18 protein-coding genes and 1 pseudogene are annotated in these 22121 nt (G+C 45.1%); 15 read left to right on the top strand and 4 right to left on the bottom strand.

Features of this window, described 5'->3' with window-relative positions; genetic code table 11:
- Positions 1-37 precede the first annotated feature (37 nt).
- From ACSYSN_RS03920 to ACSYSN_RS03860, 13 genes and pseudogenes are all read left to right on the top strand, one after another.
- A complete protein-coding gene (locus ACSYSN_RS03920) occupies positions 38-727 on the top strand; it encodes a tRNA (adenine(22)-N(1))-methyltransferase (protein ID WP_491712835.1) in 690 nt (229 codons plus the stop codon).
- On the top strand, positions 714-1511 hold the full coding sequence (locus ACSYSN_RS03915; RefSeq protein ID WP_491712834.1) for a Nif3-like dinuclear metal center hexameric protein: 798 nt from the start codon (positions 714-716) through the stop codon (positions 1509-1511). The genes ACSYSN_RS03920 and ACSYSN_RS03915 overlap by 14 nt, the downstream gene beginning before the upstream one ends.
- Positions 1512-1525: 14 nt before the next feature.
- A pseudogene (gene pepT / locus ACSYSN_RS03910) lies at positions 1526-2777 on the top strand (peptidase T).
- A 347-nt stretch (positions 2778-3124) separates the two neighbouring features.
- The gene (locus tag ACSYSN_RS03905; RefSeq protein WP_317636786.1) at positions 3125-3478 is read left to right on the top strand and encodes a GntR family transcriptional regulator; all 354 of its coding nucleotides are present in this window, start codon (positions 3125-3127) and stop codon (positions 3476-3478) included.
- Positions 3479-3488: 10 nt separating this feature from the next.
- Positions 3489-4193 carry an ABC transporter ATP-binding protein gene (locus tag ACSYSN_RS03900; RefSeq protein ID WP_491712833.1) on the top strand — a complete coding sequence of 235 codons (705 nt, stop codon included), beginning with the start codon at positions 3489-3491 and terminating at the stop codon, positions 4191-4193.
- Positions 4193-5053 (top strand): hypothetical protein, encoded by an 861-nt coding sequence (locus ACSYSN_RS03895; RefSeq protein ID WP_491712832.1) that lies wholly within the window; start codon positions 4193-4195, stop codon positions 5051-5053. Before ACSYSN_RS03900 ends, ACSYSN_RS03895 begins: the two co-directional genes overlap by 1 nt.
- A 74-nt stretch (positions 5054-5127) precedes the next feature.
- Entirely contained in the window at positions 5128-5982 is an 855-nt protein-coding gene (locus tag ACSYSN_RS03890) for a hypothetical protein (RefSeq protein ID WP_491712831.1), read from the top strand.
- Between the two features lie 66 nt (positions 5983-6048).
- Positions 6049-6624 (top strand): signal peptidase I, encoded by a 576-nt coding sequence (lepB, locus tag ACSYSN_RS03885; RefSeq protein WP_491712830.1) that lies wholly within the window; start codon positions 6049-6051, stop codon positions 6622-6624.
- 59 nt (positions 6625-6683) lie between these two features.
- Positions 6684-6875 (top strand): LBP_cg2779 family protein, encoded by a 192-nt coding sequence (locus tag ACSYSN_RS03880; RefSeq protein ID WP_491712829.1) that lies wholly within the window; start codon positions 6684-6686, stop codon positions 6873-6875.
- A gap of 105 nt (positions 6876-6980) precedes the next feature.
- Positions 6981-7745, top strand: a complete 765-nt coding sequence (locus ACSYSN_RS03875; protein WP_491712828.1) for an SAM-dependent methyltransferase — start codon at positions 6981-6983, stop codon at positions 7743-7745.
- Complete coding sequence (locus ACSYSN_RS03870) at positions 7735-8700, top strand: ABC transporter permease (RefSeq protein WP_491712827.1); 966 nt, start codon at positions 7735-7737, stop codon at positions 8698-8700. The genes ACSYSN_RS03875 and ACSYSN_RS03870 overlap by 11 nt, the downstream gene beginning before the upstream one ends.
- A complete protein-coding gene (locus ACSYSN_RS03865; RefSeq protein WP_491712826.1) occupies positions 8693-10084 on the top strand; it encodes an RsmB/NOP family class I SAM-dependent RNA methyltransferase in 1392 nt (463 codons plus the stop codon). The genes ACSYSN_RS03870 and ACSYSN_RS03865 overlap by 8 nt, the downstream gene beginning before the upstream one ends.
- A 10-nt stretch (positions 10085-10094) precedes the next feature.
- The gene (locus ACSYSN_RS03860; RefSeq protein WP_491712825.1) at positions 10095-10883 is read left to right on the top strand and encodes an HAD family hydrolase; all 789 of its coding nucleotides are present in this window, start codon (positions 10095-10097) and stop codon (positions 10881-10883) included.
- Between the two features lie 40 nt (positions 10884-10923).
- Here ACSYSN_RS03860 and fni read toward each other — a convergent pair whose 3' ends face one another.
- From fni to mvk, 4 genes are read right to left on the bottom strand one after another with little or no spacing between them, the layout of a single operon-like run.
- Positions 10924-11940: a type 2 isopentenyl-diphosphate Delta-isomerase gene (fni, locus tag ACSYSN_RS03855; RefSeq protein ID WP_491712824.1), complete on the bottom strand. Its 1017-nt coding sequence runs from the start codon at positions 11938-11940 to the stop codon at positions 10924-10926.
- 9 nt (positions 11941-11949) lie between these two features.
- Positions 11950-13032 (bottom strand): phosphomevalonate kinase, encoded by a 1083-nt coding sequence (locus ACSYSN_RS03850; RefSeq protein ID WP_491712823.1) that lies wholly within the window; start codon positions 13030-13032, stop codon positions 11950-11952.
- A 34-nt stretch (positions 13033-13066) separates the two neighbouring features.
- Positions 13067-14026: a diphosphomevalonate decarboxylase gene (gene mvaD / locus ACSYSN_RS03845; RefSeq protein ID WP_491712822.1), complete on the bottom strand. Its 960-nt coding sequence runs from the start codon at positions 14024-14026 to the stop codon at positions 13067-13069.
- Positions 14026-14934, bottom strand: coding sequence for a mevalonate kinase (gene mvk / locus ACSYSN_RS03840; RefSeq protein ID WP_491712821.1), 909 nt, complete (start codon positions 14932-14934; stop codon positions 14026-14028). Before mvk ends, mvaD begins: the two co-directional genes overlap by 1 nt.
- 76 nt (positions 14935-15010) lie before the next feature.
- Between mvk and ACSYSN_RS03835 the strand changes: the two genes are divergently transcribed.
- Positions 15011-18484: a PD-(D/E)XK nuclease family protein gene (locus ACSYSN_RS03835; protein ID WP_491712820.1), complete on the top strand. Its 3474-nt coding sequence runs from the start codon at positions 15011-15013 to the stop codon at positions 18482-18484.
- Position 18485: 1 nt separating this feature from the next.
- Positions 18486-22103 carry a helicase-exonuclease AddAB subunit AddA gene (gene addA / locus ACSYSN_RS03830; RefSeq protein ID WP_491712819.1) on the top strand — a complete coding sequence of 1206 codons (3618 nt, stop codon included), beginning with the start codon at positions 18486-18488 and terminating at the stop codon, positions 22101-22103.
- The last annotated feature ends 18 nt before the right edge of the window (positions 22104-22121 follow it).

Below are 22121 nucleotides of genomic sequence, written 5' to 3'. Positions count from 1 at the left end.
ATGCTAAAATTTTAGTACAGAGAAGGTGGGTTATAGAGTGAATTTACGGTTAAAGATGCTAGCAAGCATGGTTGACGCGGGCGCCCGGATTGCCGATATCGGGACCGATCACGCCTACTTGCCAATTGAATTAGTCACGGCTGGTAAAGTCGATTTTGCCATCGCCAGCGACATTGCTAAGGGACCCCTGGCCAACGCGCAGGCAGACATTAGCCAGGCGGGCCTCAGCTCCAAAATTGCGACTCGCTTGGGTCCAGGCCTTGCACCAATAACGGTAGCAGACCAGGTTGATACCGTCATTATTGCCGGAATGGGCGGCAAATTGATGACACAAATTTTAGCTGAGGCATGGCTTAAAGGAATGAGTTTTGCCACTTTGGTGCTAGAACCAAATGTGGGTGAACCTGGAGTCCGGCAGTGGCTGCGAGATCATGACTATACCATCACCGCTGAAAGCATTGTGGCTGAAGCTGGTCACACCTACGAACTAATCAAGGCCCGACAAGCCAGGACTAAGGTAGAATTAAGTCCGGAAGAGATTTACTTTGGCCCTTTTTTATTACAGACCAAAAGCCTCGTTTTTATCCAAAAATGGCGCGACCAGTTAGCCTATCACGAAAAGCTACTGCTTAACCTAAATAAGGCTAAAAATAAGGATAGCGTCCACATCAAGCAAATTAAAGAAGAAATTACCATGATTAAAGGAGTACTAGATGACCCAAGTTAGCGACATAATCCAGCTGCTGCAACGCCACTTCCCTGAAGAAATAGCTAGCAGCGGTGATCCAGTAGGAATTCAGCTTGGATCAAGGGAACAGGTAGTGACCAAAATCATGACCACCCTTGACGTCCGCATGCAGGTGGTTGACGAAGCCATTGACCAGGGTGTGAACCTAATCATTAGCCACCACCCGTTAATCTTCCGTCCAGCCCCCAATTTAGATTTTGCTGACCCGCAAAATGCCATTTATGCTAAGCTGATCAAGCATGGAATTACCGTGTATGCAATTCATACTAACTCCGACAAGGCCCAAGATGGTTCAAGTGACTGGCAGGCCGAAGAGTTAGATTTACTAGATATTGAACCTTTCTGCCCTGATGACGATGGCATTGCAATTGGCCGCAAGGGTAAATTGCAGCAGTCGATGACGGCAGAGGAATTTGCTTATTACGTTAAGGAAAAGCTGAAGATTAAGCTGGTACGCTTAATTACTACTGATAATCACAAGCCGATTTCAACGGTCAGCTTTATCTGCGGTGATGGGAATAAGTATTGGCATCAAGCCGTTCATGACCAACTGGATGCCTTCATTACTGGCGATGTCTATTACCATACGGGACATGATATGATTGCGGCCGGATTGACAGTGGTTGATCCTGGTCATTATACCGAAAAGATTTTTAAAGAAAAATTAGCTGAGCGCTTGGACCAGTGGCTAGCCGCGCAGGGCAGGGCCATACCCGTTGTCCAGTCACAGGTTTCAACTAATCCATTTCAAGATTTTGGTTAATTTATAGGAGTAAGATGGAATATTCAAATTTATTGCCGCGGTTTTTAAAGTACGTTAAGGTTAATTCGCGCTCGGATGAACATGCTGAGCGATTTCCATCAAGCAAGCGTGAAGAGGACTTCCAGAAGCAAGTGATTATGCCCGAGCTGAAAGAATTAGGCTTGGCGGATGTCCATTATAACCAGCAAGCGGGCTGTGTAATCGCCGAAATTCCGACCACTATTGACCCGTGAGGTACCAGTTATGGGCTTTTTAGCCCATTGTGATACTGCTGATTTTAATGCCACAAAGGTGCAACCGCAGGTGCATGAAAACTATGATGGTCAATCGAAAATTCAGTTAGGAGATTCAGACTTCTACCTTGATCCAGAAGTCTTTCCTAAGCTCAAAAACTACCGCGGTCAAACTATTATTACTGCATCAGGCGATACCTTACTAGGGGGCGATGATAAGTGCGGGATAGCTGAACTGGTCACTTTGGCGGAATATCTGCTGAATCATCCAGAAATAAAGCATGGCAAGATTCGGCTCACCTTCACCCCAGATGAGGAAATTGGCACCGGGGCCAGTCATTTTGACGTGGCCGATTTTGGTGCTGAATTCGCCTTCACCGTTGACGGTGAAGCGCCCGGTAAACTTGACTGGGGTACTTTTTCAGCGGCCCAATTCGGGCTTGATATCCAGGGGGTCAACGTCCACCCAGCAGTTGCTAAAGGACAGATGATTAACGCGATTCAGGTGGGAATCGACTTCCAAAAGCAGCTGCCCCAGGACGAAGTCCCTGAAAAAACCGCTGGTCGCCAAGGCTTCTTTCACCTAATGAACTTTTCCGGAACGGTCGATAATGCCCACTTGGATTATATCATCCGCGACTTTGAGCGCACCGGTCTAAAGCAACGCAAGCAGCTAGTGCAGTCACTGGTTAATAAGATGAATAAAGACTTTGGCGTTGAGCGGATTAAGTTAAAAATGTGGGATCAATACTACAACATGGCTGATGAACTTGAAAAGCGAATGGACATCGTCAATTTGGCTAGAGCAGCCTACCAGGCCGAGGGCCTAACAATTAATGAGGAGCCAGTTAGGGGCGGAACCGATGGTTCACAGTTGACCTACATGGGCTTACCCTGCCCAAACTTGTTTGCGGGAGAAGAAAACATGCATGGCCGTTTTGAGTACACCGTGTTAGAAGCCATGTATCAGGCGGTTGATGTGATGGTCAACATGGTCAAAATGGTCAAAATGAACGCCGAAAACCGTCACTAGTGGAACAAAAAAGGTAGCAAAAGCACTTTTTTGTTGAAGTTTGTTATTGTTGCTAAAGCTGCTAAATCAACGGTTTTGCCTGGCTCAACCAGCAATTCTAATTATGCACAATTATTATTAAGCGCCAAAAAGGCGGGTAGAATCATTGCTAGCAATGCTTTTATCGGCCTTTTTAGGTAATTAAGGGCAATACGGCAAACTTGTGGAACACGATGCAATTAAAGTAAATAATCAGCGCTTAATTAAACTTGTAAATAATGAATTAAAAAGATTGCATAAAAGATTAAGAAGAGTTATTATCAGGTGTGTATTAGATAAATAATACAGTGTAAAAGGACGGTGAACTCGTGGAATTCAAGGATAACATTCCCATCTACCTGCAAATCAAGCAGTACCTCTACCGGCAAATTATTACTGGCAAGCTGCAACCCGGTAAAAAAATCCCCTCGGTGCGTGACCTGGCCGTACAGCTGACAGTTAATGTCAATACGGTTCAAAGGGCTCTGCAACAAATGAATGTTGAGGGTATTTTATATACCAAAAGGGGCGAAGGTAACTTCGTAACCTCTGATACTGACTTGCTGGCGCAGACCAAGCAGAAATTGATTAATAGTGAATTAGCAAAATTTGTCCAAAGTATGAAAGAGTTGGGCGTGGAAAGCGACCAAGTTAGTACAATTTTGCAAGAATACATAAAGTAGGAGTAAAAATATGGCAAATCTTTTAGAAATCAGTGATTTAAGCTATAAGAAGAACCAAAGAACGATTTTAGCGGATATCAACCTCGACCTGACTCCCGGTAAGATCGTGGCCCTTCTGGGTGAGAACGGGGCGGGTAAAACCACCCTCATGCGGATTATCTGTAGCATGGCCAAGAATTACCAGGGAGTAGTTAAGGTCGCTGGCTTTAGCCGCGAAGCTGAGCGCAAGGAACACACTTCCTTTACGGATGGTTTAACGGGCTTTGGTGGCTCAACCAAGGTCAAAGAAATTGTGAAGTTTTTTGAAGTGATTTACCAGGACTTTGACAAGGAAGAGTTTAACTTACTGCTCGAATTCATGCGGTTGAACCAAGACATGCGATTATCGCAAATGTCAAAGGGGATGCGTGAAAAGTTGGTTATTGCTTTGACCTTTGCCCGTAAAGCTGACCTCTATTTATTGGATGAGCCCTTCTCTGGGATTGATGCTATGGCCCGCAAGAAGATTATTAACTCGATCATTCGCTGGAAGGACGAACAAGCCACCATTCTAATTTCGGACCACTTTGTTAATGAGATTGCTTCGATGCTCGATGAGGTAGTCATTATTAAAGGCAACACCATCTATGCGCACAAGTCGACTGAAGAAATCAGGGCCAACAACGTAAGTGTTGAAGAATACTACGAGGGGCTTTACCAGGGGGAGGAAGAATAATGTCAATTTTTAACCGCTTATTTGCTGAGCTGTTTAAGTCGAAAACGAAAAAGGCTTATTCAATGCTACTCATTCAATTTGTCGTTGCACTGGCGCTAATCATTATCACTTTTATCAGTGTTGGTTCTCCCCAAGTAGCTATTAAAAATAACTCCTTTACCAGTTTCTTCCCTGGACTCTTGGCGACTTATGCGTCCCTTTCTTTTCTCTTTATCCCAGTTTTTTATATTACCACCTGCATTGCCAATGAACGTACCAACCGGAACCAGACCTTCCGCTTGACGCCAATTAGCGACAGCCGCTTTTATCTCGATAATGTTCTCAGTTCCTTTGTAGCTTTAGCTTATTATGGAATTTTGAATGTCTTATCGATTTTTGTCTTGTTTGGGGCCTCTTACACGTTTGATGCCAGCTTCCGACAGGTAACGAAGCTTGATTTTTCAAATCTTCAAGCGGCTCTTCAACAGGCCCACATCAACTTTGGCAGCGACGTTGTTTTCAACCTGCTGGGAATCTTGATGTTACTTATTTTAATCAGCTTTTTTGGATACTTCATAGTTAGCTTTTTAAACTTTTCGAGTAGCGCCATTCTAGACTTCTTGCCGGATGTTTCGAATAAGACCGTTCTGCGCATCATCAGGCTAGTTTTGATCATTTTTATCGCTTGGTTACTAACTCGGGCCAATGGGTATCTAGCGCGGATAATTGCTTCGCCGCTTGATTTCTTTTTAGGGACTGGTGATAATGCCAGCAACAAGTTAGGTATTTCAATTTTAGTCATGCTGGCAATTGATATCGTCTTTTTGGTCGCTGATACTTTCTTAATGAGCAAGTTCTTTGAAGCCCGGGAGAAAAAATAACTTGCAGTTTTTCGAATAGGCTACGGTAAGCTGAACAGATAAGCAGCATATGTATCCAAGAAAGAGGGAGTAAAATGACAGTTTTTAAGCATTTATTTACCAAATTATTTAACTTAAAGAGTAGAGGGGCTTATGCCCTGTTGTTGATTCAATGCATCGGGGTCCTGGTTCTTAGTATCTTGACCTTTGATAACCGGGGTGCTAAGTACATGCCTAACGGCACTTACCTGGGTAACATCAACATTACTTACTTCTTTTCTGGACTGCTTGCCATTTACCTGGTTTTTGTACTATTTTTCAGCTTGGTCTTTTATCTCATCACTTGCATTCAAAATGAACGGTTTAATCGTAGCCCAACCTTGCGGCTAACGCCAATCAGCGATCCGCTATTTTATCTGGATAACATGCTAAGTTCTCTTGCTACTATGGGGTATTACCTGCTGTTAGCCATCTTGCCAGCGCTTTTCGTTTATGGACTGTCGCTTTTCCTTGCCCCCAGCTTGCGTGCGAGCCTGGGCGACTTCCTGAGTACGATCGGGCACTACCATATTTCAGAAAAAGTGGTCTTTAACTGCTTAAGTACGCTGGCCTTAATTATCCTAACTATGCTTTTTGGTTACCTCTTTATTAGTTTCCTTAATTTTTCAAGCCAGGCAATCTTAGACTTTATTCCTGGTGTTTCAAGTCAAGCGCTACTCCAAATTATTCATGTCTTACTGATTATTATTTTAGCCTGGATTCTAGTTAAGTCTAAGAATTTTGTCATGTATATCATTACGTCTCCTCTTGAATTTATCGAGAGTAATGGCAATAATACCAGTGCTGATTTGGTCCTCGTCGTTCTGGTCATGCTAGTGATTGATGCCATTTTTATGACCGCCAACACGCTTCTAATCAGTAAGTTCTTTGAAGCCCGGGAGAAGAATTGACTTCCTCTTGCAAGCGGGCAAATTTTGATTATAATTAAGCAATATCTATCTCAAAGGAGCAGCTTTATGGCTAAAACAAAAAGAAAAGAACAAATCGAAGAAGAAAGTCTAGGCAAGTTTCTCTTCGATGTTGTGGTAATGATGGCCGTATTCTTAGGCATCTTCTACCTCGTATTCACCTTTGTGTTATCCAATAACCGGGTTGATGGTGGTTCAATGCAGCCTACCTTGGAAAATAATCAGCGCTTGTTTGCCATTCGGCACTTTACGCCTAAGCGTAATGAAATCGTCGTCTTAAAGGCACCAAAAGCCGCCCAGGATGCTCCTGGTGCCCTTTACATTAAACGGGTCATTGGTCTGCCAGGGGACAAACTTGTTTCTAAAAATGATCAGCTGTATGTTAACGGCAAACGTTTATCTGAACCCTATCTGAATAACCAATACAAACGGGCCGCTAATCATGCCGGCCACACCTACACCAACAACTTCACCTATAAAGTTCCTAAAGGATACTATTATGTAATGGGTGATCATCGTGACATTTCTAAAGACTCCCATATTTTTGGACCCGTAAAGCGGGCAAACTTAATTGGCAAGGTCTTCTTTAGGTACTGGCCACTTAACCAAATGCAAGGCTATTAGCAGCAATTTTTGAATTTGCCCGTTTTTTTCGCTAAAATATGGGTAAAGGAGAATTTATCATGAATGAGCAACTAGAAGAATTATCCGCTGCAATTATCGCATATCAAGTTAAGCATCAGATCACTGATACGGGCTTGGCTTTTGCCTGCCACTTATCCGTGGAAAAGATTCACGCCATGAAGGCCGGCCTAGGGGAGTTTACCTCGGAGGAGATTAACCAACTCTATGACTACATGGCCGCTAGTCGCTAAGTTGACGTGAAAAAGGCACTCAAGGAAAACTTGAGTGCCTTTTAATTTGCAGCTTTATGCTTGCTTATCACTGAAATCTGCCCGCTCGAATGGTAAAATCATTATATGACTTCTTCTAAAATGAACTTTCTAGCAAAAATCAATGAACTAGATGCCGAGCTGGCCGACCATGAAGTCCACGCGCAGGCAAAAGTAGTTCAGGAGCTGGTAGCTACGATTGCGCAAGCCAAAATACCGGCTACCGCACCTCAAGCACTGGGCTTTGCACCTGCTGAACTTGAACAAATTATGGCTCGCACTGCACCAACTAAAAAAACCCAGGTTAAGGTTATCAACCAGCTCTTTAACAGCCTGCGTCAGTTTTTAGCAATTCACTACGGTGTCTGGTCCATCCCCAATTTGACTACGGCCAGGTTAATCAGAGACCAGTTGCACATCAAGCAGGCGCTAGAAATTATGGCTGGTAATGCTCTATGGTCTAAGGCCCTGAATCTAGCCGGAATTGCAACTGTAGCAACCGACTCGCTTGAATGGGCTAAAACTTCTAAGACGGGGTCCCGACCAAGTGTTGCCGTCATTGATGCGTCTGCCCCGGCGGCCATCGAACGATTTGCCGCAGTCCAGCTGATTATCTGTTCCTGGGCTCCCAACTTTGACCATAGCGACCTTGAAGCAGTTCATGCTTGGCGGAAGTACAACCCCAATGCACACCTGCTCTTTGTTGGTGAGCGGAACGGAGCAACCAACTCGGCTGCCTTTTGGCATTCCATGCACTTTCTCCATTCAGAGGGTTTGCAGCGCATCAATCGTTCCTTTAACAGTTTTGATTTTATTAATGAACAGATATTTGAGCTAAAACATGAAAGTTAAAAAATTTATATTAATCATTATCCTTTTTCTGTCTTTTTTAGGCATCGGTAGCATGTTATCCAACATTCAGTCTGACCAGGCAGACCAACTCTTGGAAGCATACGGTCTCAGCAACAATACCCGCTACTTTAAAGTACAAAGTAAGCAAACGGTTAGTGCATTTTTGCGTTTTTTACAAAAAAAGTACCCCAAACGCAAGATTCAAGTTCACTTAGCCAGTCAGCATGAGCGCAATCAGACTTTGATCTGGTCCAATCACGATGTAGTTACCTTGCCAACTGAAAACGGGCGCTACTTTACCCGGGACGATTTCAAAGGTAAGGTTTCATTCGCAGTCTTGGGCCAAAATGCCCGCGTCAAAACACTACAAGTTCAAAATAACCAGTACGTCGACTTGGGTAACAAGTATTATACGGTAATTGGTACATTCAAGCATTACCGGCAAATGAAACAAAACGAATACTATCTAACCACTGGACCCCAGCAGCCAACCGGCCGGTTTAAATTGCAAAACTATGTAATCATTATTGATAGTTCAGTTAAAATAAGCCGCCAACTAGCTGTACATTATGGCGCTAAACTGAAAACACCGCCCTTTGTCAAAAAACATCAAAACCGGAAGTTTTCGGTAGTTAAGGAGATCTTACTGGCCATTGGTCTAATCATATTCGCGGGCAGCTGTAACTTTTTCCTGGCCTTAATTGACTGGGAAACCGTTAAAAAGACTCATCTGAACGGCAAGCTCTTGCGTAACTGGCTCGTCAACCGCGGTATCAGAATAATGTTAATTGAGTTATTGCTAGCCCTAGCAGCTTACTTTTTCCTGTGCTGGCGAGCCTTTTTTTCCAATACACAGCACCTGCTTGGGCTACTTTTAGCTTGTTGGTTGCTGGTTTCGATTGCTTTCATTAGCAGTATTTTTTATCTAACGCGCAGGAGCGACCCACATGCTTAACTTACCCACTACTTTTTGTCAAAAATACCGCCATTTACTGGGTGAAGGCCAAGCCGAAGAACTTTTTGCGGCAATGGCTGATGCGCCCCAAAAGGCTTACCGTATCAACCAGTTAAAGTCATTTCAACAAGTATCATATTCCCAAGCCAGGCCCGTCCCAGGCATCAGTAATGCTTGGTATGGCCAAGTTGGCGGCCGCGATCCGGAATGGGTCAGTGGCACCGTGTATTCGCAAGAACCGGCTGCAATGTTTCCAGCGTGCAGCGCTGCGGTCCAGCCGGGCGACCGAGTACTTGACCTCTGTGCTGCTCCAGGGGGCAAAAGTACTGCTATTGGAGAGGCTTTGCGCGGGCAAGGGTTACTTGTGGCCAACGAAATTTCAGCCAGTCGTGCCCAAATTTTACGTGAAAACATTGAACGCTGGGGAATTGCGAATGCACTAGTTACTAGTGCAGCACCAGCAAGTTTAGCTGCTCAATTTCCCCAGTTTTTTGATAAAATACTCGTGGACGCACCCTGCAGCGGCGAGGGTATGTTCCGCAAAAATCCAGCTGCAGCGCAGTATTGGTCACAGGATTACGTCCTCACGTGCCAGCGCCGGCAACAGGAAATTTTACTTGCAGCAGTCAAGATGCTGAAACCAGGAGGAGAGTTAATCTACTCGACCTGCACTTTTGCGCCAGAAGAAAATGAACAGGTCGTTTCTTGGCTAGTGGAACAGTTTGACTTCCAGGTTCAACCGCTGACACTAACAGGGGTTAAGGTGGCTAGTGGCCATCCTGAATGGGCCCAGGGCGAGACTTGCTTAAGCCAGACTATCCGCTTTTGGCCCTTTGACGGTTTGGGTGAAGGGCAATTTGTCGCTAAATTAAGTCTACCTAGGCAGGAAACACAATCATGCCCGTCACCGAAAAAAAAGCTGGCTAAGCCAAAAATTCCGCAAGGTGGGCTAAACCGTGCTGAACAAGAACTGGTGGCGACCGTACTTGATTCCTTCACTTTACCAACTTGCCTTGCAGAATGGACTAACCGCAGCCGCGTTAGTCACGGCCATGTCTTTATCCCAGTTCTACCGCCGGCTAACTTACATGTTAAGGTAGTCAATAATGGTAGTGAGTTGGGCTTGTTAAAGAAAAACCGCTTTGAACCCGGTCACCAACTCGCAATGCTACTAGGGCAGGTCAAGCAAGAGCGGGTAATTGACCTTAGTGCAGCCGCTTATTTAAGCTATTTACACGGTGAAACACTACCGGTTAAAACAGCACTGCGGGGATTCGTTTTGGTCAGCTACCACAACTTCATTTTTAGTTTTGGCAAAGTAACTGGTAATGGTATTTTAAAGAATTTTTATCCTAAAGGATTGCGAATATTAAAGAAAGATTGAGTGAACAAGAATGATTAAGTTAATTGCAACAGACATGGACGGTACCTGGTTAACCGATGAAAAAACCTATGATGAAGACCTGTTCTTGCGCGAATTCGCTCTCATGCAAGAGCAGGGGATTAAATTCGTCGTGGCCAGCGGTAATCAATTCGAAAATCTCTATTCACGCTTTCCCCAGGTAGCTAATAAACTGTACTATGTTGCTGAAAATGGTGCTCTGGTGGCCAAGGGCCGGCAGGTTATCCACGTCAGTAGTTTGTCCGAGCAAGATTGGCAAACTGTTTTAGCAATAATTAAGCGATTCGATGAAAAAGTAACCGTTTCTGGCCTGGCTAGCGCCTATGTTTTAACTAAAGACGGTGCTGACTTTGCCCAAGAATTAAAAAAATACTACGAAAAACTCACTCTGGTCGATAACTTTGAGCACTTAGACGATAAAATCCTCAAGGCCACCTTTGAAGTGGCTGATGAGCAGCTACCGGTGATGCTGGCACATTTAGAGCGCGAATACCCGCAGCTTAGCTTTGTGGCTGGTTCGGCGAATTCAATTGATATGTCAACTAAGGGGCTAAATAAGGCAACCGGGTTGAAGTACCTGGCAACTAAGCTGAAGATTAATCCCCGTGAAATGGTTGCCTTTGGCGATAGCGGAAACGATGTCGGCATGCTTAAATATGTGGGCCGGAGCTATGCCACTGGAACGGCTCTACCTAGTGCTAAGCGGGCAGCTAACCACGTGATTGGTTCCAGCAACCAAAGTGCTGTCCAAAAAGAAATCTGGCGCCTGCTAACAGAATAACTAAAAAATGCTAAGGATAATTACTTAGCATTTTTTAATATTAATTTAGTTGGTCAAGTACGTTCTTTAACGGCAAGTCATAATAGCTCTTAATCGCTGCCAAGTTATCCAGATCTGCTTGACCATAGACAGCAAGCAACCCCGCAAGTTCTTGCTGCCAAGCCTGAATCAGTTGTAGCAGGTAGGCAGCATCGTGGTCAAGCAAAGTTTGCAAGAAAAAGTTGGAAATGCCAACATACTTACCGCCTAAACAAAGCCCCTTTAACACGTCTAGCGGGTTTCGCACCCCGCCAGAAACCACGAAATCGACTTGGGCGCGGCTAGCCATCACAGCTGAGACGACGGTGGGCAGGCCCAGGTCGGCCAAATAGGAGAGGTCGGCAGGATTACGGGCATTTTCAATCTGAGCAAAGTTAGTGCCACCAGCACCGGCAATATCAACCAAGTCAAAACCCTCGCGGCGGAGCAAGACCATAGTTGCTTCATCTAGACCAAAACCAACTTCCTTGATAATTATGGGTACAATCAAGACCTGGCGCAATTCACGTAAATTTGCTAACCAATGGAAATCTCGTTCGCCTTCTGGCATGGCTATTTCTTGGACTGTGTTGAGGTGAATTTGAATTGCATCAGCCGCTAATTCAGTCACGATTTTTTGAGCAGCCGTAGGACTAGTCTTGGCATTAATATTGGCAATAACTACGCCAGTTGGGTTTTCTTCACGAGCAACCATAAAGCTGGCTAGCTGCTTTTCTTCCTTGACCAGGATGCTAGCTGAACCCAGAGCTAGGGCAATCTGTGCTTGGCTAGCAACTTGACCAAGTGCCCGGTTAATTACCAGGGACCTGGCTGAGCCGCCCGTCATGGCATTAATAAAAAAAGGGGCCGCTAAATCCTTGCCAAACATCTTAGTTCTGATAGCTGCTAAGTTAAGCCGTGCTTCCGGCAACGCCGGCCGGACCAAATGCATTTGGTCAAAACTGTTGACCTGATGAGGCTGGTAAAACTTGCTAGCTAAAGTAAGGTGCTCTTCTTTGCGCTTAGATCTGATTGACATATTTTTCCTCTACTGCTTAATTTTGCTTTGGTGCACGTGCAAGTTGAGTGGCATGATCCCATTTTGGCGCCATTCTTGCTCTAAGGCTGTAACATCTGTTTGGGCATCAGCAATGACGATCCCGCAATCACCGTTGCCAGCGCCAGATGTCTTAGCAGCCCCCCCGCAACTTTCCGCAATGTTAATTAACCTAGACAGGCGCGGAATTTCTATCGCAATTTGGTTAATCCGCGCAAAGTGACGCAGCAATTGCCGGTTTACGCGGATTTGCTTTTGAATTAAGTGAATGTCTTTATTTTCAAAACCATTAATCATTTCCAAGACGCATTGCCGGGAAAGGTCAATGAACTGCTGATATTCACCATTAAGGGCCGCCTTATTAGCATTAGTTTCATCCACCAGACGCGAAGTAGAGGCGGGTTGTTGGCTCCAACCAATCATCAAATTCAATCCAACTGGCGGGGTAAGGAGCTGAATTTTCAAACCAGGCCAAGCCTCATTAACAACCTCTGACAGTGTTTTGTGGTTTAGTTCTTGCTTGAGCCAGTTCTTATCAAAGGTTTGGTAGGCAATCCAGCCACCATATACGCTGGCCGCAATGTCACCAGCTGACCCGTTACCTTGGACAGAATAATGCGAAATTGCTGAAAGCTTGTAAACCAGTTCATTACTAAATGGCACATTATAAAAACGTAAAATCGCCTTAACCGTGGCTACGGTAACCGCCGCGCTTGACCCCAGACCGTACTTTTTACCGTCGGAAGAATCCAAGTCCGAATTAATGTGCAAGTCGTACAATTTCATCTTCACATGCTGCTCAAGACAGAACCGTTCAGTGTATGAAATAGCAGCTAAAATATACTCAAAGGGGTTATCCCGATTGTCAATGACCATCTTGAAGCCCCGCCGTACCCAATGAATTGAATCCTGGGAATATTGTCTAGAATGAATTATTCCGGCAGCAGAATTAGTTTTCGTAATTGAGACCCGAATAAACTGGTTGACCGCAACTAAGATAGCCGGGCAATCTGGTTCTAAAACACCATATTCTCCAGCAATATACAACTTTCCGGGGGCTTGTTCTGTTATCAAAAGAATCCATTCTCCTAATCATTAAAAACATCAACTAGTCCAGGTAGCTGATACCTGGACCAAAACTTTGCATTACTATCTTAGCATTTTCAAATTCTGATACAAACTGCTTAGTAATTTCTTTTACATTTTTTAATTGGCACAAAATTTTGACATTAGGACCGGCGTCAATGGTGTAGTAACATTCGATGCCGCTAGCCCGGATTTTTTGGACAAGCTTGATAGCAGCAATAGTTGCTGGTTCAAAATAAGTGAAGCCAGATGCAGCGGTCAAGTTGATGGCATGCATTTCATTGGCATTCAACTCAGCCAGCTGACCCAGGCGAGAAAAGTCGTTGTCTTGGATAGCCTTAGTCATGGCCGCCAATTCTTCTTGGTTGCGCGCTAACCAGGGCTGAAAAAAGGGAGAGGAGGGTGCTTGACTCATCCCGCCAGTTGAAGACAAGAACTTAGGCTGCTGATTCAGTTCAACCGCTAGCAGTTGCAAGTCCAGCTTTGGATTTTCATCCAGGGCATAGGCATAGGATGAAGCATCATCGGTGCCCTTTTGCCAGATGGCAAAGCCGCCATAGATTGATCGACTGGCAGAGCCCGAGCCGAGCCGGGCGAGCCGAGATAACTCCTTACGGCTGACTTCCACCTTATAATATGCACAAAAAGCCCCAGCCAGAGCAGCAAACGCCGAACTGGATGAGGCCAAGCCGGCGGCTGTCGGCACGTGGTTAGTGGATTCTACCCGCAAATGTCCAGTCTGGCCCAAGCGCTTTTGTAAGACATGTAGGTAGTCAAAAACCCGTTGCTTGCTTGAACCGGTTTGTTCACTGCCATTAAGAAAAAAGCGATCTTGGTCGCTCTTGACCACTCTTGTATCGGTATAAAATTGATCCAGGGTCATTGACAGACTAGACATTAAGGGCAGACGCAGTTTAGCATCTGCTTTGCCCCAATACTTAATTAACGCAATATTAGTGTGTGCACGAACAGTTTTTTCCATTAAATCTCCTCAATCCAGCTATTAGTAACTAGTGACTGGCATGCAGTAGCTATTCTCCGCGCCAGTACCTGGTCTTTACACAGGGCAATGACAATACCGCCCAGACCACTGCCAGATAGTTTAAAACCCAACGCACCGTGAGAGAGGGCAATTTTTTGCAGTTCGGCAATTTTGGCAGTGGAAAGATCCAAGGAAGTCAAAATCGCTTGGGCGCGGTTAAAGTTGTGTCCGACACCTTGCTGGTCTTGCTTAAGCCAAGCTGTTTTGGTTTCAGTTGCTAATTGTCCTAGAGTCGCTAGCTTGCTTGCTGCTGCCGGGGACTGCTTCAATTGCTGGTGAACTAGTGCGACCGCTTCCTTAGTGCTGCCCAATTCACCAGTATCCATAATCAACAGGCTTGCCTTTAGTTCCGCTTGCAGGGCTACCGGCCCCCTTTTTTGGTTAAAAAAGATTAGGTGGTCAGAGTTAACTGTGGCGGCGTCTAAACCTGATGCTTGGCCGTGATTGATTGTTTCAGCCTGGTTAGTAATAGCGATAACTTCTGCCTCAGTGAGCCCCAGCTTAAAATAATCGTTCAGCACCCGCGTAGTAGCCAGAGCAACACTGGCGCTTGAGCCCAGGCCGCGCTTAGTGGGAATCTGACCGCGATAAGTGAACTTAAGGGGCTGCTGACTGGCCGCTTTGGTCAGCATAGTTCTTACTACGTACTTTAATCCATCATATTCAGCTGGTGCCGCCCAAAAAGGACCATGGTACTTGGCGGTCGCCATCCACATTTCTGCTGCACGTTCAACCGTAGTCCTGATTTGCAGCGACTTAAGGGGCAGAGCTAAGGCATCGTAGCCATAAACAACGGCGTGTTCGCCCATTAAAATCACTTTACCATGAGCCAAATAACTGTTTTTCATTTAATTTAAAATCCTTATTGTCTGTATCAAAACTGTGCTCCTATGCTAAAATATGTAGCAGAGGAGCAGAGCACAAATGATCAAAATTTTAGTCGGTCGACAGACCGACCAGCTGCAAGAACAAGTTTTGCAACTGGCGGTTACAAATTATCAGCAGTCACCAGAACAAGAAACTTTTGTCATTGTCCCTAATCACATTAAGTTTACCACAGAAGTACGGGCAATAAGCAAACTAGCCGTCAGCCAGCAGCAGGTTGAGCAAGCGGTAAAAAATTTACAGGTTCTGTCTTTTTCGCGGCTGGCTTGGTTCTTTTTAAAAGATGCTCCCACCAGCATCCCCAGTCAGCTTGACGATGCCGCTGCGGCCATGCTACTTGCTAAAATAATCGAGCAAAAGCGACCTGAATTACATCTTTTTAAGAGTGCCAATATTAGTCCTGGTCTCGTAAAGCAGCTTTATGAAACGATTTTAGAAGTTCGTACGGGGAATCTTGACCTTGATGACATTGACTCCGAAAAGCTGGATCTTGAAACCAAGAATAAGCTGACCGATTTGAAGGTGATTTATGATGCCTTTATTGCTGGCATTGCGGGTAAATTCTCCACTTCTAATGAAGTTCAACTGCAGCTAAACGAATATTTAGCTAGTCAACCAGACTTACAGCACACCGACTTTTATTTTAGCGATTTTTCACACTTTACCCTGCAAGAATGCTTAACGATTAAACTACTTATGCTTCATGCCCGTAGTGTTACGCTGGCTTTTAAAACCCAAACCGGTGATATCAACCGGGACCCTGAACCAGGCGACTACGATTACGTTATTCAAACGACCATCAACCAACTGCTTAACTACATGAACCAGCATAAGTTGCCATATCAAGTGGAAACGGTGCCAATCTCACCTGTACTTAACCAGCGTGAACGACTGAATGACTTCTGGACCGGCATTAGCCCGGCTCCAAGTGAACTGAATCAGGTGCAACTAGTTCGAGCAGATAACCGCTATGCTGAAGCCTACTTCGTTGCCCGCACCATCTACCAGCAGGTAGCATTACAGCATTATCGCTACCGCGACTTTTTGGTTTTAGCGCCTAATTTACATGAGTACGAAACCTATTTGACACCGATCTTACGGCAAAATAACATTCCTTTTTTCAATGATCTAGAGCAGGAAATGAAGTACCATCCCTTGGTAGTCTTAATTGAAAACATTGCCCAGCTAGCAACCAAGCCGCTACAGACGCAAAATCTCTTAACAATTATGAAAACTCACCTAATCATTCCTAAATGGTACAAGGATGAGGCTGCCTACCTCCAAGATGTCGATCAATTGGAGAATTTTGTCTTGGCCCACGGTATTAACCATCAGCTCTGGCAGCGCGACTTTACGTCCTTTGTTGCCGCCAAAACGATTCGCCTTGATCAGGTCCCTGATCAGGTGGCCAAAATCAACAAGTTAAAAAATTTCTTTGTCAAGCAGGTTACGGACCTCCTAACCAAGTTAGCCAATGAAAAGGACACCCAGCAGGCTCTTACTGTTTTCTTTAACTGGTTAACGCAAAACGGCGTGCCAAGCAGCTTAGAAAGATGGCGTGAAGCTGCCCAAGATCAGGGCGATTTGCAGCAAGCACGCCAGTCCGAGCAGGTCTGGGACTTGTTAATTAACCTCTTGCGTGATTACTTCTTGATCAATCCAGCTGAATTTACTTCCGCTGAATTTTTTGCTGTGCTGGTTAATGGCTTTAAGGAAGCCACTTTTTCACAAATCCCGTCCACTTTAGACGCCGTTGATCTTTCCGAAACTGGAATTGTGCAAGTTGATGGCTATAAGCAAGTTTTTATTCTGGGGGCGACCAGTAATGGTCTACCGCAAATTCAGACTACCCCTGGCTTCTTAAGTACGGAAAACCTGGAACAATTGAGTACGAACTTCGGCGAGGATGCTTACCTTGAAGACCGGCAGCAACTCAGTAACCTAGACCAGAACTACCAATTCGGCTTATCGCTGGCCCTGGCTCAAGACCAGGTTTATTTATCTTATGCCGTTGCTGGTAGCGAAAATGAGGCCGTTGAGCCGTCACTTTACTATGAACGCTTTAAAAAGGCTGGGGCGGCGGAATTTTGTCAACATGACTTACCGGAAAAACGGCAAGAGCTATTATCATTTTTGACTAATCCTGAAGCGAGCCTAGGTTATCTGACCTACCTGCAACGGACTGACCAGAATGTTGCAGTCGACGCTTTGCTCAAGCTGACAGCGGAACGGCTGCCGCAAAAAACGGCCTTAGTGCTGGCCGGCAGTCAATTTATTAATGAACCAACAGATATCGGGGCGCCTTTGGCCCAGCAACTATACGGGGAAAACCTCAATTCATCAGTCTCACAGCTTGAAACCTTCTATGGCAACTCCTTTGAGTACTTTTTGAACTATGGGTTACGTTTGCGGAAGCGCTTTGATAATGAACTCGATGTTATTCAGGCTGGTAATTACTTTCACGAAACCTTCGACCGGCTGGTTAAGGAACTCAGCCAGCGCTCACTTGATCTAGCAGAAATTGATGAACAAACCCTCAAGCAACTGCTGGACCTGGTACGCGGTAAAATGAAAACAGAGGCTAGATACCAGCAACTACTGACTGATCCGTTTAACCAATTTTTATTTAACTGTTTGGATCAGACAACCACAGCTGTAGCAGGGAACTGGCACCAAGCGGTGCAAAAAACTCCGCTCCGGGCCAAGTATGCCGAGCTAAGCTTTGGCCTGGGTGAGCAGGTGACCGGACTAAACTTCGAATTGCCCGACCTGGCTGGCAACCACCAAGTCAACCTGCGCGGTAAAATGGACCGGGTTGACCTGGCTCCGGTACCAGAGCAAAAAGGGGTATTGGCCCAAGTGATTGACTATAAATCTTCGGCACAAAAATTCAACCTTGGACTATTTTATAACGGAATATCCTTGCAGATGGTGTCATATCTTGATGTGCTGGCGCAAAACCAGGACTTTTTCGCTGGTCAACAGCCACTGGCGTTACTCGGCGCCTTTTACCAAACGGTTACGCGCCAGGTTGAGCGTTTGAACGGCAAGAATCTTTATGCAAGTGATCTTACCATCAAGCAACCTAGCTTGGATGGTCAAGTGCGGCTGAAGTACACCGGCTTAATTAATAATGACCAATTAAGGTTGCTCGAAGCGGAGCCGGAATTAAAGCAGCCTAGTTCGTCCTCACAACTTTATGCTGGCATTAGCGCTAAAAAGGATGGCAGCATAACTGTTCGAGGGAACGCCTTCAATGACGATGAGCTCAAACTCTTGCTGGAATACGATGAAGCTTTGATTAAAGGTGCAGCGAGCCAGATTCTCGCGGGCAAAATCAAGCTTAACCCTTATCAATACGGCAAGGCGGTTAATGCACTAGCTTATTCTGATTACCGCGATATTTTCTTTTTTGATGCCATGCTTAAAGAGAATCAATATCACCGTATCGGCAATCTTAGTAAAAAGGAATTACTAGCCAAGATTAAAGCAAAATTAGTAAAAGATGAATAACATGCCTAAATTCACAAAAAAACAGCAACAAGCAATCACTGATCGCGATCAAGACATCCTAGTTTCCGCTTCAGCTGGCAGTGGCAAAACGACAGTTTTAGTACAACGCTTGCTACAAGAAATTAGTGCTGGCACTGGAGTTGACCAACTCCTGGTGGTAACCTTCACAAAGGCTGCCGCCCAAGAAATGAAAAGCCGCATCAAGGCAGAATTACAAAAACAAGTTAATCGGGCCGCTAATTCACAATACTTACGTCAGCAGCTTAACCTGGTTGATGCGGCCAATATTTCTACGATTGATGCCTTCTGTCTTGATGTTATCCACCGTTTTTATTATGTGATCGACCTTGACCCTAGCTTCAGCATTTTGACTGATGAAACTCAGGCTGGCTTAATGCGCGAGCGGGCTTTGCAGGAAATCGAAGCCGAATTTTTGGAAAAGCAAGACCCGGGCTTTATTGCATTCTATCAAAACTTTGCCGGTGACCGGGATGTAGCAGCGGCCCAGAACCTCTTGCTTGACCTCTATGACTACGCCTTAGCCAAGCCCGATTACCGCAGCTGGCTTAATGACCTGGCACAAAAATATGAAATTCAAGGCGAAATTGTAGCATCTGCCTTATGGCAAGATAGGATTAAACCCTACTTAGTGGCTATCTTTGCTGAGCTAAAGCAAAAACTTGCAGAATTGCTAGAAGAAACTCTGCTTGAGAGCAAGGAGCTGAATAAAGTTAAAGAAAATTTCACTTTGTTTCAAAAGTGTTTAACCTGCTACTTAGACGAACTCAAAAGTGATACCAACTATGACCAACAACGAGCAATGTTACGTAGCTGCACCTTTGCTAGCGGAATGCGGCGGTCCAAAAAATGGGACGAAGATCTGTTGGACTTTTATGACGAGGCCCTGGCTCTCAAAAATGAGGCAACAGAACAAGTTTTTACTATTTTTACGTCTTTTTATGCGACCACTGAAAAAGAGCAAGTTGAGTTGCTAGATAAGGGCCAGCAACTCACTACGGCCATTACCAGAGCTGAACTGGCTTTAATTGATCGCTTTACTGGATTGAAACGGTCAGAAAATCTGCTCGACTTTAGTGATATGGAGCAGCTCGCTTACCAAATCCTCAGTCAAGATACCACCAATTCACAAATGGCGCGCTCCTTTTACCAGAACAAGTTTAAAGAAATTATGGTTGACGAGTATCAAGACATTAATACCCTGCAGGAAAAAATTCTCCAATTAATTAAACATGAGGGACAAAACAACTTATTTATGGTGGGGGATGTCAAACAATCTATCTATGGCTTTCGGCAGGCTGAACCGGCCCTGTTTTTGCATAAGTACCACCAGGCTGCCGACCAGAAAAATCTGGGTGCGGAACGTATTCTGCTTTCTGAGAATTTTCGGTCTACTAAACCCGTAGTCAAGTTTGTCAACCAGGTCTTTGACCGCGTCCTAACAACCGGCTTTGGCGGCATCAATTATGCTGAGGAAGGACAGTTAGTTTGGGGAGCCGACTACTATCCCGCCCCCTTGCCGCAAGCTACCGAGCTTATTTATCATGATCAGGAACAAGCTAATGAGGAGCGCCAGGATGATGACGATGAGCTTGATTCTGCTGAGATTGCCATGGTCATTAACCGCATCAAGCAGTTCAACAATGAAAATTTGCAGGTTTATGATTCGCAAATAGGTAAATTACGCAAGTTTGAATACAGTGACATTGCCATTTTAACCAGGAGCCGCAGTGACAACTTACGAATTATGCAAGAATTTGCCAAAAACCAGCTACCACTGCTGGTAACTGACGCCAAAAACTACTTCCAAACGCTGGAACTCACTATTATTATGAATTATCTGCGGATTATTGATAATCCCGACCAGGATATTCCATTAGTTGCAGTGCTGCGGTCGCCGGTGTTTAACTTTACTGAAGCGGACCTGGCTAAGATCAGAATTCAGAGCCCTAAAACCAGCTTTTATTATGCCTTAACCGCCTATTTGACGGTAAGCGATCAGCTAAGTTCAAAGGTTAAAGACTTTTTAAATCAACTGGAAGATTTGCGAAAATTCTCAACCAACCACCGTATTTCTGAGTTAATTTGGAGTATCTATGAACGAACCAGCCTCTTAGAGATTATGACAGCCTTACCTAACGGCAAGCAGCGCCGAGTTAACCTTGAGGCCTTGTATGAGCGAGCAACTTCATACGAAAGCGCCGGCTTTAAGGGGCTTTACCAGTTTATTAACTTTATCGAGCGCATGCGCCGTAGCCAGAAAGACTTGGCCCAGCCGCTCTTAACTAAGGAAGCTGATCACGCCGTCAGATTGATGACTATCCATGGGTCCAAGGGATTAGAATTTCCCATTGTCTTTTACCTTGGCCTGCAACACCGCTTTCAAATGCGTGAGCTCAGCAATAACTACCTCATTAGCGGCGATAACGTAGGCTTAACGGTCCGCCAGGAACATTACTGGGCTGATACACTGCTTAAGTCCGCTGACAATTTGGATAAAAAGCAACAGCTGCTTGAAGAAGAGGCCCGTATTATGTACGTGGGAATGACGCGAGCTCGGCAAAAGCTGATTCTTGTTGCTGATTTAAAGAACGTACCCCAGACAACCAAAGTCTGGGACCAGCAGTCAGCTCACCACCGCCAGCTGACTTTACATGATAAGTTAGCCGCAACTAGTCCCATGAGCTACATTGGGCCAGCAATTAAGTGGGACCGGCAGGTCCCCCAGACCATTGGTGAGGTTACTGCTGCCCTTGATGAAAGCCAAGACCTGCTCATCTTCAACTACCAAGAAGAACCGATTAAAGCAGCGGTAGTCGCGCCAGCAAACCATGAAACAAAAAATGATCCAGCCACCTTGCTAGAGAAGACCGCCCAAAAACTTTATGACTTTTCTTATCCTTTTAAGGACGCCAGCCAAACAACGGCTTATCAATCGGTCTCAGAAATCAAAAAAGTCTTCAACGATCCACTGGATGTCGAACTGGAAAATGCCCACCTATTGTCCTCGACAAATCGCTACCTTCAACCAATTGATACTAAGCCCAACTTTCTGTTTGAAACTAAGTATACCGGGGCTGAGATTGGCACGGCAATGCACCTTATTTTGCAATATTATGATTATCGCGGACCCGGTGACCGGGCCCAGTTAGAACACGAACTGGATGACCTAGTGGACCAGAATAAGCTGCAGGCGGCAATTGTCCCCAGCCTAAACTTAGATCAGCTTGATTGGTTCGTGCACAGCGATTTTGCCCGCGATTTTTGGCGGAATCCGGAAAATTTGCAGCGTGAAGTCGAGTTTTCGAGTCTACTACCAGCGGCCAAACTGTTTGCTGATTTTAGTGATCCTAGCGCACAAATTTTGATTCATGGTACCATTGACGGGTACTTTACTGGCGATGATGGTATCATATTATTTGACTATAAGACTGACCATATTGATACTGACCACTTGGAGCTGGCCATCTCCAAAATCAAAGAAAAGTACACCGGCCAGCTCCGCTTGTACGAGCGGGCACTAAATTCTTTTGCCAGCAAACGGGTCAGCCACAAGTATTTGATTTTGCTTGATGCTGAGCAAGTTATCGAAGTTAGCTAGAAGAGGGGCAGGGGAAAG

This window comes from Lactobacillus sp. ESL1191 (genome assembly GCF_058504435.1).
Note: the sequence above shows the minus strand (reverse complement) of the source record. Positions and strands in the feature narration are given on the sequence as shown.

Excerpts from the sequence above, each read along its gene's own strand:
- ACSYSN_RS03870 (WP_491712827.1), top strand. The coding sequence starts at position 7,735 with ATGAAAGTTAAAAAATTTATATTAATCATTATCCTTTTTCTGTCTTTT.
- ACSYSN_RS03895 (WP_491712832.1), top strand. The coding sequence starts at position 4,193 with ATGTCAATTTTTAACCGCTTATTTGCTGAGCTGTTTAAGTCGAAAACG.
- ACSYSN_RS03835 (WP_491712820.1), top strand. The coding sequence starts at position 15,011 with ATGATCAAAATTTTAGTCGGTCGACAGACCGACCAGCTGCAAGAACAA.
- ACSYSN_RS03880 (WP_491712829.1), top strand. The coding sequence starts at position 6,684 with ATGAATGAGCAACTAGAAGAATTATCCGCTGCAATTATCGCATATCAA.
- mvaD (WP_491712822.1), bottom strand. The coding sequence starts at position 14,026 with ATGGAAAAAACTGTTCGTGCACACACTAATATTGCGTTAATTAAGTAT.
- lepB (WP_491712830.1), top strand. The coding sequence starts at position 6,049 with ATGGCTAAAACAAAAAGAAAAGAACAAATCGAAGAAGAAAGTCTAGGC.
- ACSYSN_RS03900 (WP_491712833.1), top strand. The coding sequence starts at position 3,489 with ATGGCAAATCTTTTAGAAATCAGTGATTTAAGCTATAAGAAGAACCAA.
- ACSYSN_RS03890 (WP_491712831.1), top strand. The coding sequence starts at position 5,128 with ATGACAGTTTTTAAGCATTTATTTACCAAATTATTTAACTTAAAGAGT.
- mvk (WP_491712821.1), bottom strand. The coding sequence starts at position 14,934 with ATGAAAAACAGTTATTTGGCTCATGGTAAAGTGATTTTAATGGGCGAA.
- ACSYSN_RS03860 (WP_491712825.1), top strand. The coding sequence starts at position 10,095 with ATGATTAAGTTAATTGCAACAGACATGGACGGTACCTGGTTAACCGAT.
- ACSYSN_RS03875 (WP_491712828.1), top strand. The coding sequence starts at position 6,981 with ATGACTTCTTCTAAAATGAACTTTCTAGCAAAAATCAATGAACTAGAT.
- fni (WP_491712824.1), bottom strand. The coding sequence starts at position 11,940 with ATGTCAATCAGATCTAAGCGCAAAGAAGAGCACCTTACTTTAGCTAGC.
- ACSYSN_RS03915 (WP_491712834.1), top strand. The coding sequence starts at position 714 with ATGACCCAAGTTAGCGACATAATCCAGCTGCTGCAACGCCACTTCCCT.
- ACSYSN_RS03865 (WP_491712826.1), top strand. The coding sequence starts at position 8,693 with ATGCTTAACTTACCCACTACTTTTTGTCAAAAATACCGCCATTTACTG.
- addA (WP_491712819.1), top strand. The coding sequence starts at position 18,486 with ATGCCTAAATTCACAAAAAAACAGCAACAAGCAATCACTGATCGCGAT.